This window comes from Endozoicomonas euniceicola, assembly GCF_025562755.1.
In the GTDB taxonomy this organism is placed as follows: Bacteria; Pseudomonadota; Gammaproteobacteria; order Pseudomonadales; family Endozoicomonadaceae; genus Endozoicomonas_A; species Endozoicomonas_A euniceicola.
Genome location: NZ_CP103300.1, coordinates 1,864,984 through 1,882,814 on the forward strand (window position 1 = coordinate 1,864,984; position 17,831 = coordinate 1,882,814).

A 17,831-nucleotide genomic window follows, 5' to 3' on the forward strand; every position below is an offset into this window, starting at 1 on the left:
GAATATTTACTGAGATGATCGAGGTTGCTGAATCACACTCTGTTTTTTCAACAAAATAGCCCAAACCCAACTTAAATTATCTCTATTCAGATGCCTGTAAGGAACTTCTATGACATCGAGGCCTATCTTTTTGTATGTCTCAACTTTCAGGATCGTCTTTCCTGTTTTTGATAATGACTCCTGGTCCGTATAATGATGTGGCCCCTGAATTTCAATACCTAATCGATAGGGATTACCCATAAAAAAATCAAGCGGAGGTAAATTTTCAAAAGACTGTTCCTCTGAGAACTCTATATTGGGAAATTTATTAGTCAATTTGGTTTTAAAGTCATTCTGCAATTGGGAGGGACGAGTTTCGTATTTCGGATTAAAAAATGGTTCTTGCTCAAGCCATATCCCGGCTATTGTTAACAGTGATTCCAATTGCTCATCATTTTTTTGTTGTGCCAAAGTTTGATACCAGAATTTCACCAGCAATATTAACTGGTTATTAATTGAAACCTTTCTGGCCATAAATACCATAAAACTCCAAAGCAGCTGAGTTTGTGATAATACTGAATATTGTTTATCAAAAGAGAAGCTATTTAATACGCCCTCAATTGTTTGAGGCTCAATAAATTCTCCCAGGAAAGCTATTGACCAAAGTATGTTGGCTATATCCTGAGAGTTAAACTTGACTTGGGGGCTCGTTCCCTCTGCCATCTGTACCACCTGCGACAACAATGCCGTCACCGCCCTGTGAATCTGATGCATTTCGAGTCCGTTCTCCACCAGTTTCGCCAGCGCCCACAGCAGGTTGGCGACTTCCTGAGGATTAAACCCGGCCCGGAGGTTCCTTCCCTCTGCTATCTGTACCACCTGCGTCAACAGTCCCGTCACCACCCTGTGAGCCTGCTGCATTCCGAGCCCGTTCTCCATCAGTTTCGCCAGCGCCCACAGCAGGTTGGCGACTTCCTGAGGATTAAACCCGGCCCGGAGGTTCCTTCCCTCTGCTACCTGTACCACCTGCGTCAACAGTCCCGTCACCACCCTGTGAGCCTGCTGCATTCCGAGCCCGTTCTCCATCAGTTTCGCCAGCGCCCACAGCAGGTTGGAGATCCCTTGAGAAGTGAACCCGGCATGAGAGCTCGTTCCCTCTGCCATCTGTACCACCTGCGTCAACAGTGCCGTCACCGCCCTGTTGGTCTGCGGCATTTCGAGTCCGTTCTCCATCAGTTTCGCCACCGCCCACAGCAGGCTGGCAACGTGTTGTGGAACAAAACCGGCCCGGAGGCTCGTTCCCTCTGACATTTGTACCACCTGCAACAACAGTGCCGTCACCGCCCTGTTGGCCTGCGGCATTTCGAGTCCGTTCTCCACCAGTTTCGCCAGCGCCCATAGCAGGTTGGAGACCGCTTGAGAACTGAACCCAGCCTCGGGGCTCTTTTTCTCTGCCACCTCCACCACTTGTGGCAACAGTGCCGTCATCGCCTTGTGAGCCTGTTGCATTTCGAGTCCGTTCTCCACCAGTTTCGCCAGCGCCCACAGCAGGTTGGTGACCCCTTGAGAATTGAACCCGGCCTCGGGGCTCATTTCCTCTACTACCTCCCTGCTGCTCTGCTCTACCACCTGCACCACCAGTGGCAAAAGCGCCGTCACCGCACTGTTGGCCTGTCGCATCCTGAGTCCGTTCTCCACCAGTTTCCCCAGCGCCCACAGCAGGCTGGCAACGTGTTGTGGAATAAACCCATCTTGGCAACTCGCTCCCTCTGCCACCTGCATCACCTGCGGCAACAGCGCCGTCACCGCACTGCTGGCCTGTCGCATCCTGTGTCCGTTCTCCACCAGTTTCCCCAGCGCCCACAGCACGTTGGAGACCCCTTGAGAGCTGAACCCGGCCTCGGGGCTCGTTCCTTCTGCCATCTGCACCACCAGCGGCAACAGCGCCGTCACCGCACTTTGGGCCTGCTGCATTTCGAGCCCGTTCTCCACCAGTTTCGCCAGCGCCCACAGCAGGCTGGCAACGTGTTGTGGAACAAACCCGGCCCGGAGGCTCGTTCCCTCTGACATCAGTACCACCTGCGGCAACAGTGCCGTCACCGCCCTTTGGGCCTGCTGCATTTCGAGTCCGTTCTCCACCAGTTTCGCCAGCGCCCACAGCAGGTTGGAGACCCCTTGAGAAGTAAACCCGGCCTGAGAGCTCGTTCCCTCTGCCACCTGTACCACCTGCGGCAACAGTGCCGTCACCGCCCTGTGAGCCTGCTCCATTTCGAGCCCGTTCTCCATCAGTTTCGCCAGCGCCCACAGCAGGTTGGCGACTTCCTGAGGATTAAACCCGGCCCGGAGGTTCCTTCCCTCTGCTATCTGTACCACCTGCGTCAACAGTGCCGTCACCGCCCTGTGAGCCTGCTGCATTTCGAGTCCGTTCTCCATCAATTTCGCCAGCGCCCACAGCAGGTTGGCGACTTCTTGAGGATTAAACCCGGCCCGGGGGCTCGTTCTCATTCCTTCTGCCATCTGCACCACCAGCGGCAACAGCGCCGTCACCGCACTTTTGGCCTGCGGCATCACGAGTCCGTTCTCCACCAGTTTCGCCAGCGCCCACATCAGGTTGGAGACCCCTTGAGAACTAAACCTGTCCCGTGGGCTCGTTTCCTTTGCCGTCTGCGACAACTGCACCCTGCTGGCCTGCTTTTCTGCTACCTGTACCACCTGCGGTAACAATGCCCTCACCGCCCTGTTGGCCTGTTGCATTTGGAGTCCGTTCTCCACCAGCTTCGCCAGCGCCCGAAGGAGGTTGGAGACCCCTTGACTATCAAGGTCCCTGACTTGAGCCACTCGAATCAGCAAGGCTTTAGTTAAGGCGTTAATCTCCCCTGCTAAACCCCTATCGCTTACGAATGGGTAGAGCAACTGGCTTGACGTCAAGCTGTGTACACAGGTACTGACGCTCTTGCCACTAAACTGACTGGATAAAATAACCTCTGCTAAATGAGTGACAAAAGGTTGTAATTGTTTTTTCTCTTCCAGTGTCAGGGAAAAACCTCGCTCCTTGGTGGCTAACTTGATCTGGTTGCAAAAGTAGCTATGATCTTTACCGTTGTATTTTTTCTTAAACCTTTTTGCTGCCGCTTCCAGATCGCCTGTTTTAAACTCCTTCACCAGGCTCGCTATTGTTTCAGCTACCCTGGTGTCCGGAGCCTTCTCTGGCATCTTCCTTGTCCCGGTGGCTCCCGCTCTTGGTTGAGGCTTGACATAAGCGACAGGCCTTTGACCTGGTTTACTGCCTGGTCTTTTTCTGTCTGGGTTGCCCCCTCTTCCTCCGGCAGCCTGTTGTATCTTTCCTCTCCCTCCTGCTCTCCCACGGCCACTGCCTTGTCGTCCTGCTGGCTTGCTCTTTCTCGTATAGAGCCATATATGCCAGCCACCGCCCGCCGGAAGCGGGGGGTCGAAAACCTCCGGGTAGAATCGGTGCATCAGGCTTTCAAATAACCGGGACAGCATCAGCCAGTACTCTTGCTGGCTGATGCTGTGGCGATTGCCCTGAGAATCATACCAGTAGTAAATAACCTGCCCCTGCTGATCAGTGGTTTGATAGAACCACCCGGGAAGCACACCGGCGCGTCGAACCAGCCTCAGGAAGTTATCCGGTACTCTGGCCTGAGAGAAGTCAAGGGTGATTTTCTGCGAATGACTCTCCCAACCCAGACAGAGTTCATCGTCACAGGGCAATGGATACAGGCTGGCGCCTGCCTTCGTGAAAGGAAGGTCACAGGGAACGGGGAAAAACAGGGGAGCAGACTCCCCGTCAACCACTTCGGGGTCATGGCTTACAACCAGGCCACAGGCATCGGCTGGCAGGGAGCGACAATTGTAAGGCAGTGGATTAATTGTGTGGATGGCAGGCTCAAGGCAGAGCAGGGTTTCAACCGAACCGGCCTCAGGGGTCGGCATGGCCGACACCATTTCAGGTTGGGCCTTCTGACCGGTGAAGTGACTATCTCCAAACCCGAAATAGCCCGCAAACGGCCAATCGACCTGCCCGGAAGCCGACCCGCTATGACCCGCCATCATCCAGGTCACAATAGCCAGGGAACTGACCTCAGGCTTGTCGAAATTACCAATACCCAGAGCCTGCGGGACAGGCAGGTAAGGTTCAAACAAGGGATCATGTCCGTGGCATAATGGCAACAGCAACAGGAAAGCCAGAAAAAAAAAGAGCCTGGTCATGCTGGTAAATCTCTCTTCAATAAACTCAGGGCTGTTTGGCGAGGGAGTGTTCCCTTTCTGTGACGATTCTGGTTCTTTTTGCGACCAGTCAAGTGGCTGCTTAAGCCAGGCGTTCCGTTGCTGGAGTTGAGCAAGATACTCCAGGACTTTTTGGCCTGGATAGCCATGCTGGGCATTGGTCACCGGGGAGGGGAAATTCATGGCATGGAAGGATAGTCAACAGCCGCCTGACAACCAGCACTTTTTGAGAAATTACCCTTGGCGACTCGACCTCCAAGGCTATGGGTTCACCGAATATTTACTGAGATGATCGAGGTTGCTGAATCACACTCTGTTTTTTCAACAAAATAGCCCAAACCCAACTTAAATTATCTCTATTCAGATGCCTGTAAGGAACTTCTATGACATCGAGGCCTATCTTTTTGTATGTCTCAACTTTCAGGATCGTCTTTCCTGTTTTTGATAATGACTCCTGGTCCGTATAATGATGTGGCCCCTGAATTTCAATACCTAATCGATAGGGATTACCCATAAAAAAATCAAGCGGAGGTAAATTTTCAAAAGACTGTTCCTCTGAGAACTCTATATTGGGAAATTTATTAGTCAATTTGGTTTTAAAATCATTCTGCAATTGGGAGGGACGAGTTTCGTATTTCGGATTAAAAAATGGTTCTTGCTCAAGCCATATCCCGGCTATTGTTAACAGTGGTTCCAATTGCTCATCATTTTTTTGTTGTGCCAAAGTTTGATACCAGGATTCCACCAGCAATATTAACTGGTTATTAATTGAAACCTTTCTGGCCATAAATACCATAAAACTCCAAAGCAGCTGAGCTTGTGATAATAATGAATATTGTTTATCAAAAGAGACGCTATTTAATACGCCCTCAATTGTTTGAGGCTCAATAAATTCTCCCAGGAAAGCTATTGACCAAAGTATGCTGGCTATATCCTGAGAGTTAAACTTGACTTGGGGGCTCGTTCCCTCTCCCATCTGTACCACCTGCAACAACAGTGCCGTCACCGCCCTGTTAGCCTGCTGCATTTCGAGTCCGTTCTCCACCAGTTTCGCCAGCGCCCACAGCAGGTTGGCGACTTCCTGAGGATTAAACCCGGCCCGGAGGTTCCTTCCCTCTGCTATCTGTACCACCTGCGTCAACAGTCCCGTCACCACCCTGTGAGCCTGCTGCATTCCGAGCCCGTTCTCCATCAGTTTCGCCAGCGCCCACAGCAGGTTGGTGACTTCCTGAGGATTAAACCCGGCCCGGAGGTTCCTTCCCTCTGCTATCTGTACCACCTGCGTCAACAGTCCCGTCACCACCCTGTGAGCCTGCTGCATTCCGAGCCCGTTCTCCATCAGTTTCGCCAGCGCCCACAGCAGGTTGGAGATCCCTTGAGAAGTGAACCCGGCATGAGAGCTCGTTCCCTCTGCCATCTGTACCACCTGCGTCAACAGTGCCGTCACCGCCCTGTTGGTCTGCGGCATTTCGAGTCCGTTCTCCATCAGTTTCGCCACCGCCCACAGCAGGCTGGCAACGTGTTGTGGAACAAAACCGGCCCGGAGGCTCGTTCCCTCTGACATTTGTACCACCTGCAACAACAGTGCCGTCACCGCCCTGTTGGCCTGCGGCATTTCGAGTCCGTTCTCCACCAGTTTCGCCAGCGCCCATAGCAGGTTGGAGACCGCTTGAGAACTGAACCCAGCCTCGGGGCTCTTTTTCTCTGCCACCTCCACCACTTGTGGCAACAGTGCCGTCATCGCCTTGTGAGCCTGTTGCATTTCGAGTCCGTTCTCCACCAGTTTCGCCAGCGCCCACAGCAGGTTGGTGACCCCTTGAGAATTGAACCCGGCCTCGGGGCTCATTTCCTCTACTACCTCCCTGCTGCTCTGCTCTACCACCTGCACCACCAGTGGCAAAAGCGCCGTCACCGCACTGTTGGCCTGTCGCATCCTGAGTCCGTTCTCCACCAGTTTCCCCAGCGCCCACAGCAGGCTGGCAACGTGTTGTGGAATAAACCCATCTTGGCAACTCGCTCCCTCTGCCACCTGCACCACCTGCGGCAACAGCGCCGTCACCGCACTGCTGGCCTGTCGCATCCTGTGTCCGTTCTCCACCAGTTTCCCCAGCGCCCACAGCACGTTGGAGACCCCTTGAGAGCTGAACCCGGCCTCGGGGCTCGTTCCTTCTGCCATCTGCACCACCAGCGGCAACAGTTCCGTCACCGCCCTGTGAGCCTGCTGCATTTCGAGTCCGTTCTCCATCAGTTTCGCCAGCGCCCACAGCAGGTTGGCGACTTCTTGAGGATTAAACCCGGCCCGGGGGCTCGTTCTCGTTCCTTCTGCCATCTGCACCACCAGCGGCAACAGTTCCGTCACCGCACTGTTGGCCTGCTGCATTTCGAGCCCGTTCCCCACCAATTTCGTCAGCGCCCACAGCAGGTTGGTGACTTCCTGAGGACTAAACCCGACCTGGGGGCTCGCTCCCTCTGCCATCTGCACCACCTGCGGCAACAGTTCCGTCACCGCCCTGTGAGCCTGCTGCATTTCGAGTCCGTTCTCCATCAATTTCGCCAGCGCCCACAGCAGGTTGGCGACTTCTTGAGGATTAAACCCGGCCCGGGGGCTCGTTCTCATTCCTTCTGCCATCTGCACCACCAGCGGCAACAGCGCCGTCACCGCACTTTTGGCCTGCGGCATCACGAGTCCGTTCTCCACCAGTTTCGCCAGCGCCCACATCAGGTTGGAGACCCCTTGAGAACTAAACCTGTCCCGTGGGCTCGTTTCCTTTGCCGTCTGCGACAACTGCACCCTGCTGGCCTGCTTTTCTGCTACCTGTACCACCTGCGGTAACAATGCCCTCACCACCCTGTTGGCCTGTTGCATTTGGAGTCCGTTCTCCACCAGCTTCGCCAGCGGCCGAAGCAGGTTGGAGACCCCTTGACTATCAAGGTCCCTGACTTGAGCCACTCGAATCAGCAAAGCTTTAGTTAAGGTGTCAATCTCCCCTGCTAAACCCCTATCGCTTACGAATGGGTAGAGCAACTGGCTTGACGTCAAGCTGTGTACACAGGTACTGACGCTCTTGCCACTAAACTGACTGGATAAAATAACCTCTGCTAAATGAGTGACAAAAGGTTGTAATTGTTTTTTCTCTTCCAGTGTCAGGGAAAAACCTCGCTTCTTGGTGGCTAACTTGATCCGGTTGCAAAAGTAGCTATGATCTTTACCGTTGTATTTTTTCTTAAACCTTTTTGCTGCCGCTTCCAGATCGCCTGTTTTAAACTCCTTCACCAGACTCGCTATTGTTTCAGCTGCCCTGGTGTCCGGAGCCTTCTCTGGCATCTTCCTTGTCCCGGTGGCTCCCGCTCTTGGTTGAGGCTTGACATAAGCGACAGGCCTTTGACCTGGTTTACTGTCTGGTCTTTTTCTGTCTGGGTTGCCCCCTCTTCCTCCGGCAGCCAGTTGTATCTTTCCTCTCCCTCCTGCTCTCCCACGGCCACTGCCTTGTCGTCCTGCTGGCTTGCTCTTTCTCGTATAGAGCCATATATGCCAGCCACCGCCCGCCGGAAGCGGGGGGTCGAAAACCTCCGGGTAGAATCGGTGCATCAGGCTTTCAAATAACCGGGACAGCATCAGCCAGTACTCTTGCTGGCTGATGCTGTAGCGATTGCCCTGAGAATCATACCAGTAGTAAATAACCTGCCCCTGCTGATCAGTGGTTTGATAGAACCACCCGGGAAGCACACCGGCGCGTCGAACCAGCCTCAGGAAGTTATCCGGTACTCTGGCCTGAGAGAAGTCAAGGGTGATTTTCTGCGAATGACTCTCCCAGCCCAGACAGAGTTCATCGTCACAGGGCAATGGATACAGGCTGGCGCCTGCCTTCGTGAAAGGAAGGTCACAGGGAACGGGGAAAAACAGGGGAGCAGACTCCCCGTCAACCACTTCGGGGTCATGGCTTACAACCAGGCCACAGGCATCGGCTGGCAGGGAGCGACAATTGTAAGGCAGTGGATTAATTGTGTGGATGGCAGGCTCAAGGCAGAGCAGGGTTTCAACCGAACCGGCCTCAGGGGTCGGCATGGCCGACACCATTTCAGGGTGGGCCTTCTGACCGGTGAGGCGACTATCTCCAAACCCGAAATAGCCCGCAAACGGCCAATCGACCTGCCCGGAAGCAGACCCGCTATGACCCGCCATCATCCAGGTCACAATAGCCAGGGAACTGACCTCAGGCTTGTCGAAATTACCAATACCCAGAGCCTGCGAGACAGGCAGGTAAGGTTCAAACAAAGGATCATGTCCGCGGCATAATGGCAACAGCAACAGGAAAGCCAGAAAAAAAAAGAGCCTGGTCATGCTGGTAAATCTCTCTTCAATAAACTCAGGGCTGTTTGGCGAGGGAGTGTTCCCTTTCTGTGACGATTCTGGTTCTTTTTGCGACCAGTCAAGTGGCTGCTTAAGCCAGGTGTTCTGTTGCTGGAGTTGAGCAAGATACTCCAGAACTTTTTGGCCTGGATAGCCATGCTGGGCATTGGTCACCGGGAGGGGAAATTCATGGCATGGAAGGATAGTCAACAGGCGCCTGACAACCAGCACTTTTTGAGAAATTACCCTTGGCAACTCGACCTCCAAGGCTATGGGTTCACCGAATATTTACTGAGATGATCGAGGTTGCTGAATCACACTCTGTTTTTTCAACAAAATAGCCCAAACCCAACTTAAATTATCTCTATTCAGATGCCTGTAAGGAACTTCTATGACATCGAGGCCTACCTTTTTGTATGTCTCAACCTTCAGGATCGTCTTTCCTGTTTTTGATAATGACTCCTGATCCGTAAAATGATGTGGCCCCTGAATTTCAATACCTAATCGATAGGGATTACCTATAAAAAAATCAAGCGGAGGTAAATTTTCAAAAGCCTGTTCCTCTGAGAACTCTATATTGGGAAATTTATTAGTCAATTTGGTTTTAAAGTCATTCTGCAATTGGGAGGGACGAGTTTTGTATTTCGGATTAAAAAATGGTTCTTGCTCAAGCCATATCCCGGCTATTGTTAACAGTGATTCCAATTGCTCATCATTTTTTTGTTGTGCCAAAGTTTGATACCAGGATTTCACCAGCAATATTAACTGGTTATTAATTGAAACCTTTCTGGCCATAAATACCATAAAACTCCAAAGCAGCTGAGCTTGTGGTAATACTGAATATTGTTTATCAAAAGAGAAGCTATTTAATACGCCCTCAATTGTTTGAGGCTCAATAAATTCTCCCAGGAAAGCTATTGACCAAAGTATGCTGGCTATATCCTGAGAGTTAAACTTGACTTGGGGGCTCGTTCCCTCTGCCATCTGTACCACCTGCGACAACAATGCCGTCACCGCCCTGTGAATCTGATGCATTTCGAGTCCGTTCTCCACCAGTTTTGCCAGCGCCCACAGCAGGTTGGCGACCCCTTGAGAACTGAACTCAGCCTGGGGGCTCGCTCCTTCTGCCACCTGCACCACCTGCGGCAACAGTGCCGTCACCGCCCTGTGAGCCTGCTGCATTTCGAGCCCGTTCTCCACCAGTTTCGCCAGCGCCCACAGCAGGTTGGCGACTTCCTGAGGATTAAACCCGGCCCGAAGGCTCGTTCCCTCTGCCACCTGTACCACCTGCGGTAACAGTGCCGTCACCGCCCTGTGAGCCTGCTGCATTTCGAGCCCGTTCTCCATCAGTTTCGCCAGCGCCCACAGCAGGTTGGCGACCCCCTGAGAACAGAACCCGGCCCGGAGGCTCGTTCCCTCTGCCACCTGTACCACCTGCGGTAACAGTGCCGTCACCGCCCTGTGAGCCTGCTGCATTCCGAGCCCGTTCTCCATCAGTTTCGCCAGCGCCCACAGCAGGTTGGAGACCGCTTGAGAACTGAACCCGGCCTCGAGGCTCTTTTTCTCTGCCACCTCCACCACTTGTGGCAACAGTGCCGTCATCGCCTTGTGAGCCTGTTGCATTTCGAGTCCGTTCTCCACCAGTTTCGCCAGCGCCCACAGCAGGTTGGCGACCCCCTGAGAACGGAACCCGGCCCGGAGGCTCGTTCCCTCTGACATCTGTACCACCTGCGTCAACAGTGCCGTCACCGCTCTGTTGGTCTGCGGCATTTCGAGTCCTCTCTCCACCAGTTTCGCCAGCGCCCACAGCAGGTTGGCGACTTCCTGAGCATTAAACCCAGCCCGAAGGTTCATTCCCCCTGCCACCTGTACCACCTGCGGCAACAGTGCCGTCACCGCCCTGTGAGCCTGCTGCATTTCGAGTCCGTTCTCCACCAGTTTCGCCAGCGCCCACATCAGGTTGGAGACCCCTTGAGAATTGAACCCGGCCTCGGGGCTCGTTTCCTCTACTACCTCCCTGCTGCTCTGCTCTACCACCTGTACCACCAGTGGCAACAGCGCCGTCACCGCACTGTTGGCTTGTCGCATCCTGAGTCCGTTCTCCACCAGTTTCCCCAGCGCCCACAGCACGTTGGAGACCCCTTGAGAGCTGAACCCGGCCTCGGGGCTCGTTCCTTCTGCCATCTGCACCACCAGCGGCAACAGCGCCGTCACCGCACTTTGGGCCTGCTGCATTTCGAGCCCGTTCTCCACCAGTTTCGCCAGCGCCCACAGCAGGCTGGCAACGTGTTGTGGAACAAACCCGGCCCGGAGGCTCGTTCCCTCTGACATCAGTACCACCTGCGGCAACAGTGCCGTCACCGCCCTTTGGGCCTGCTGCATTTCGAGTCCGTTCTCCACCAGTTTCGCCAGCGCCCACAGCAGGTTGGAGACCCCTTGAGAAGTAAACCCGGCCTGAGAGCTCGTTCCCTCTGCCACCTGTACCACCTGCGGCAACAGTGCCGTCACCGCCCTGTGAGCCTGCTCCATTTCGAGCCCGTTCTCCATCAGTTTCGCCAGCGCCCACAGCAGGTTGGCGACTTCCTGAGGATTAAACCCGGCCCGGAGGTTCCTTCCCTCTGCTATCTGTACCACCTGCGTCAACAGTGCCGTCACCGCCCTGTGAGCCTGCTGCATTTCGAGTCCGTTCTCCATCAATTTCGCCAGCGCCCACAGCAGGTTGGCGACTTCTTGAGGATTAAACCCGGCCCGGGGGCTCGTTCTCATTCCTTCTGCCATCTGCACCACCAGCGGCAACAGCGCCGTCACCGCACTTTTGGCCTGCGGCATCACGAGTCCGTTCTCCACCATTTTCGCCAGCGCCCACATCAGGTTGGAGACCCCTTGAGAACTAAACCTGTCCCGTGGGCTCGTTTCCTTTGCCGTCTGCGACAACTGCACCCTGCTGGCCTGCTTTTCTGCTACCTGCACCACCTGCGGTAACAATGCCCTCACCGCCCTGTTGGCCTGTTGCATTTGGAGTCCGTTCTCCACCAGCTTCGCCAGCGCCCGAAGCAGGTTGGAGACCCCTTGACTATCAAGGTCCCTGACTTGAGCCACTCGAATCAGCAAGGCTTTAGTTAAGGCGTTAATCTCCCCTGCTAAACCCCTATCGCTTACGAATGGGTAGAGCAACTGGCTTGACGTCAAGCTGTGTACACAGGTACTGACGCTCTTGCCACTAAACTGACTGGATAAAATAACCTCTGTTAAATGAGTGACAAAAGGTTGTAATTGTTTTTTCTCTTCCAGTGTCAGGGAAAAACCTCGCTCCTTGGTGGCTAACTTGATCTGGTTGCAAAAGTAGCTATGATCTTTACCGTTGTATTTTTTCTTAAACCTTTTTGCTGCCGCTTCCAGATCGCCTGTTTTAAACTCCTTCACCAGGCTCGCTATTGTTTCAGCTGCCCTGGTGTCCGGAGCCTTCTCTGGCATCTTCCTTGTCCCGGTGGCTCCCGCTCTTGGTTGAGGCTTGACATAAGCGACAGGCCTTTGACCTGGTTTACTGCCTGGTCTTTTTCTGTCTGGGTTGCCCCCTCTTCCTCCGGCAGCCTGTTTTATCTTTCCTCCCCCGCCTGCTCTCCCACGGCCACTGCCTTGTCGTCCTGCTGGCTTGCTCTTTCTCGTATAGAGCCATATATGCCAGCCACCGCCCGCCGGAAGCGGGGGGTCGAAAACCTCCGGGTAGAATCGGCGCATCAAGCTTTCAAATAACCCGGACAGCATCAGCCAGTACTCTTGCTGGCTGACGCTGTAGCGATTGCCCTGAGAATCATACCAGTAGTAAATAACCTGCCCCTGCTGATCAGTGGTTTGATAGAACCACCCGGGAAGCACACCGGCGCGTTGAACCAGCCTCAGGAAGTTATCCGGCACTCTGGCCTGAGAGAAGTCAAGGGTGATTTTCTGCGAATGACTCTCCCAGCCCAGACAGAGTTCATCGTCGCAGGGCAATGGATACAGGCTGGCGCCTGCCTTCGTGAAAGGAAGGTCACAGGGAAAGGGGAAAAACAGGGGAGCAGGCTCCCCGTCAACCACTTCGAGGTCATGGCTTACAACCAGACCACAGGCATCGGCTGGCAGGGAGCGACAATTGTAAGGCAGTGGATTGATTGTGTGGGTGGCAGGCTCAAGGCATAGCAGGGTTTCAGCCGAATCGGCCTCAGGGGTCGGCATGGCCGACACCATTTCAGGGTAGGCCTTCTGACCGGTGAGGCGACTATCTCCAAACCCGAAATAGCCCGCAAACGGCCAATCGACCTGCCCGGAAGCAGCCCCCCTATGACCCGCCATCATCCAGGTCATAATAGCCAGGGAACTGACCTCAGGTTTGTCGAAATTACCAATACCCAGAGCCTGCGAGACAGGCAGGTAAGGTTCAAACAAGGGATCATGTCCGTGGCATAATGGCAACAGCAAAAGGAAAGCCAGAAAAAAAAAGAGCCTGGTCATGCTGGTAAATCTCTCTTCAATAAACTCAGGGATGTTTGGCGAGGGAGTGTTCCCTTTCTGTGATGATTCTGGTTCTTTTTGCGACCAGTCAAGTGGCTGCTTAAGCCAGGCGTTCTGTTGCTGGAGTTGAGCAAGATACTCCAGAACTTTTTGGCCTGGATAGCCATGCTGGGCATTGGTCACCGGGGAGGGGAAATTCATGGCATGGAAGGATAGTCAACAGGCGCCTGACAACCAGCACTTTTTGAGAAATTACCCTTGGGCGACTCGACCTCCTAGGCTATGGGTTCACCGAATATTTACTGAGATGATCGAGGTTGCTGAATCACACTCTGTTTTTTCAACAAAATAGCCCAAACCCAACTTAAATTATCTCTATCCAGATGCCTGTAAGGCACTTCTATGACATCGAGGCCTACCTTTTTGTATGTCTCAACCTTCAGGATCGTCTTTCCTGTTTTTGATAATGACTCCTGGTCCGTAAAATGATGCGGCCCCTGAATTTCAATACCTAATCGATAGGGATTACCTATAAAAAAATCAAGCGGAGGTAAATTTTCAAAAGACTGTTCCTCTGAGAACTCTATATTGGGAAATTCATTAGTCAATTTGGTTTTAAAGTCATTCTGCAATTGGGAGGGACGAGTTTCGTATTTCGGATTAAAAAATGGTTCTTGCTCAAGCCATATCCCGGCTATTGTTAACAGTGGTTCCAATTGCTCGTCATTTTTTTGTTGTGCCAAAGTTTGATACCAGGATTTCACCAGCAATATTAACTGGTTATTAATTGAAACCTTTCTGGCCATAAATACCATAAAACTCCAAAGCAGCTGAGTTTGTGATAATGCTGAATATTGTTTATCAAAAGAGAAGCTATTTAATACGCCCTCAATTGTTTGAGGCTCAATAAATTCTCCCAGGAAAGCTATTGACCAAAGTATGCTGACTATATCCTGAGAGTTAAACTTGACTTGGGGGCTCGTTCCCTCTGCCATCTGTACCACCTGCGACAACAATGCCGTCACCGCCCTGTGAATCTGATGCATTTCGAGTCCGTTCTCCACCAGTTTTGCCAGCGCCCACAGCAGGTTGGCGACCCCTTGAGAACTGAACTCAGCCTGGGGGCTCGCTCCTTCTGCCACCTGCACCACCTGCGGCAACAGTGCCATCACCGCCCTGTGAGCCTGCTGCATTTCGAGCCCGTTCTCCACCAGTTTCGCCAGCGCCCACAGCAGCTTGGCGACTTCCTGAGGATTAAACCCGGCCTGGGGGCTCGCTCCTTCTGCCACCTGTACCACCTGCGGCAACAGTGCCGTCACCACCCTGTGGGCCTGCTGCATTCCGAGTCCGTTCTCCACCAGTTTCGCCAGCGCCCACAGCAGGTTGGCAACGTGTTGTGGAACAAAACCGGCCCGGAGGCTCGTTCCCTCTGACATTTGTACCACCTGCAACAACAGTGCCGTCACCGCCCTGTTGGCCTGCTGCATTTCGAGTCCGTTCACCACCAGTTTCGCCAGCGCCCACAGCAGGTTGGCGACTTCCTGAGCATTAAACCCGGCCTGGGGGCTCGCTCCTTCTGCCACCTGTACTACCTGCGGCAACAGTGCCGTCACCGCCCTGTGAGCCTGCTGTATTTCGAGCCCGTTCTCCATCAGTTTCGCCAGCGCCCACAGCAGGTTGGCGACTTCCTGAGGATTAAACCCGGCCCGGAGGTTCCTTCCCTCTGCTATCTGTACCACCTGCGTCAACAATGCCGTCACCGCCCTGTGAGCCTGCTGCATTCCGAGCCCGTTCTCCATCAGTTTCGCCAGCGCCCACAGCAGGTTGGAGACCGCTTGAGAACTGAACCCGGCCTCGAGGCTCTTTTTCTCTGCCACCTCCACCACTTGTGGCAACAGTGCCGTCATCGCCTTGTGAGCCTGTTGCATTTCGAGTCCGTTCTCCACCAGTTTTGCCAGCGCCCACAGCAGGTTGGCGACTTCCTGAGGATTAAACCCGGCCCGGAGGCTTTTTCCCTCTGCTATCTGTACCACCTGCGTCAACAGTGCCGTCACCGCCCTGTGAGCCTGCTGCATTCCGAGCCCGTTCTCCATCAGTTTCGCCAGCGCCCACAGCAGGTTGGAGATCCCTTGAGAAGTGAACCCGGCATGAGAGCTCGTTCCCTCTGCTATCTGTGCCACCCGCGACAACAGTGCCTTCATCGCCTTGTGAGCCTGTTGCATTTCGAGTCCGTTCTCCACCAGTTTCGCCAGCGCCCACAGCAGGTTAGTGACCCCTTGAGAATTGAACCCGGCCTCGGGGCTCGTTTCCTCTACTACCTCCCTGCTGCTCTGCTCTACCACCTGTACCACCAGTGGCAACAGCGCCGTCACCGCACTGTTGGCTTGTCGCATCCTGAGTCCGTTCTCCACCAGTTTCCCCAGCGCCCACAGCACGTTGGAGACCCCTTGAGAGCTGAACCCGTCCCGGGGACTCGTTTCCTCTGCTATCTGTGCCACCCGCAACAACAGTGCCGTCACCGCCCTGTGAGCCTGCTGTATTTCGAGTCCGTTCTCCATGAGTTTCGTCAGCGCCCACAGCAGGCTGGCAACGTGTTGTGGAATAAACCCATCTTGGCAACTCGCTCCCTCTGCCACCTGCACCACCTGCGGCAACAGCGCCGTCACCGCACTGTTGGCCTGTTGCATCCTGAGTCCGTTCTCCACCAGTTTCGCCAGCGCCCACAGCAGGTTGGCGACTTCCTGAGGATTAAACCCGGCCTGGGGGCTCGCTCCTTCTGCCATCTGCACCAACAGCGGCAACAGCTCCGTCACCGCACTGTTGGCCTGTTGCATTTCGAGTCCCTTCTCCACTAGTTTCCCCAGCGCCCACAGCACGTTGGAGACCCCTTGAGAGCTGAACCCGTCCCGGGGACTCGTTTCCTCTGCCGCCTGCGGCAACTGCGCCCTGCTGGCCTGCTCTGTTACCTGCACCTCTGAGCTGTTTTTTTCGTGCTTTTTCTTTGACTGCTCCGCCATCTGCACCACCTGCGGCAACAGCGCCGTCACCGCACTGCGGGTCTGTTGTATTTCGAGCCCCTTCTCCACCAGTTTCGCCAGCGCCCACACCAGACTGGAGAGCCCTTGACTCTTAAAGTTCGTGACTTGAGCCACTCGAATCAGCAAAGCTTTAGTTAAGGCGTTAATCTCCCCTGCTAAACCCCTATCGCTTACGAATGGGTAGAGCAACTGGCTTGACGTCAAGCTGTGTACACAGATGCTGACGCTCTTGCCACTAAACCGACTGGAAGAAATAACCTCTGCTAAATGAGTGACAAAAGGTTGTAATTGTTTTTTCTCTTCCAATGTCAGGGGAAACCCTCGTTCCTTAGTGGCTAACTTGATCCGGTGGCAAAAGTATCCATGATCTTTACCGTTGTATCTTTTCTTAAATCTTTTTGCCGCTTCCAGATCGCCTGTTTTAAACTCCTTCACCAGGCTCGCTATTGTTTCAGCTGCCCTGGTGTCCGGAGCCTTCTCTGGCATCTTCCTTGTCCCGGTGGCTCCCGCTCTTGGTTGAGGCTTGACATAAGCGACAGGCCTTTGACCTGGTTTACTGCCTGGTCTTTTTCTGTCTGGGTTGCCCCCTCTTCCTCCGGTAGCCTGTTTTATCTTTCCTCCCCCGCCTGCTCTCCCACGGCCACTGCCTTGTCGTCCTGCTGGCTTGCTCTTTCTCGTATAGAGCCATATATGCCAGCCACCGCCCGCCGGAAGCGGGGGGTCGAAAACCTCCGGGTAGAATCGGTGCATCAGGCTTTCAAATAACCCGGACAGCATCAGCCAGTACTCTTGCTGGCTGATGCTGTAGCGATTGCCCTGAGAATCATACCAGTAGTAAATAACCTGCCCCTGCTGATCAGTGGTTTGATAGAACCACCCGGGAAGCACACCGGCGCGTCGAACCAGCCTCAGGAAGTTATCCGGTACTCTGGCCTGAGAGAAGTCAAGGGTGATTTTCTGCGAATGACTCTCCCAACCCAGACAGAGTTCATCGTCACAGAGCAATGGATACAGGCTGGCGCCTGCCTTCGTGAAAGGAAGGTCACAGGGAACGGGGAAAAACAGGGGAGCTGGCTCCCCGTCAACCACTTCAGGGTCATGGCTTGCAACCAGGCCACAGGCATCGGCTGGCAGGGAGCGACAATTGTAAGGCAGTGGATTAATTGTGTGGGTGGCAGGCTCAAGGCAGAGCAGGGTTTCAACCGAACCGGCCTCAGGGGTCGGCATGGCCGACACCATTTCAGGGTGGGCCTTCTGACCGGTGAAGCGACTATCTCCAAACCCGAAATAGCCTGCAAACGGCCAATCGACCTGCCCGGAAGCAGACCCCCTATGACCCGCCATCATCCAGGTCATAATAGCCAGGGAACTGACCTCAGGTTTGTCGAAATTACCAATACCCAGAGCCTGCGGGACAGGCAGGTAAGGTTCGAACAAGGGATCATGTCCGTGGCATAATGGCAACAGCAACAGGAAAGCTAGAAAAAAAAAGAGTCTGGTCATGCTGGTAAATCTCTCTTCAATAAACTCAGGACTGCTTGGCGAGGGAGTGTTCCCTTTCTGTGACGATTCTGGTTCTTTTTGCGACCAGCCAAGTGGCTGCTTAAGCCAGGCGTTCTGTTGCTGGAGTTGAGCAAGATACTCCAGAACTTTTTGGCCTGGATAGCCATGCTGGGCATTGGTCACCGGGGAGGGGAAATTCATGGCATGGAAGGATAGTCAAC

At 54.0% G+C, this 17,831-nt stretch carries 4 protein-coding genes; all 4 read right to left on the reverse strand.

What is annotated here, in order from left to right; all coding sequences use genetic code 11:
- Positions 1 to 6: 6 nt before the first annotated feature.
- The 4 genes from NX720_RS07215 to NX720_RS07230 all read right to left on the reverse strand — a co-directional run bounded on the left by NX720_RS07215 (position 7) and on the right by NX720_RS07230 (position 17,811).
- Positions 7 to 4,410, reverse strand: a complete 4,404-nt coding sequence (locus NX720_RS07215; protein ID WP_262600358.1) for a DUF1601 domain-containing protein — start codon at positions 4,408 to 4,410, stop codon at positions 7 to 9.
- 97 nt (positions 4,411 to 4,507) lie between these two features.
- A complete protein-coding gene (locus NX720_RS07220; RefSeq protein ID WP_262600359.1) occupies positions 4,508 to 8,833 on the reverse strand; it encodes a DUF1601 domain-containing protein in 4,326 nt (1,441 codons plus the stop codon).
- Between the two features lie 33 nt (positions 8,834 to 8,866).
- Entirely contained in the window at positions 8,867 to 13,270 is a 4,404-nt protein-coding gene (locus NX720_RS07225) for a DUF1601 domain-containing protein (protein ID WP_262600361.1), read from the reverse strand.
- Positions 13,271 to 13,368: 98 nt separating this feature from the next.
- Entirely contained in the window at positions 13,369 to 17,811 is a 4,443-nt protein-coding gene (locus tag NX720_RS07230; RefSeq protein WP_262600362.1) for a DUF1601 domain-containing protein, read from the reverse strand.
- Positions 17,812 to 17,831: the final 20 nt, after the last annotated feature.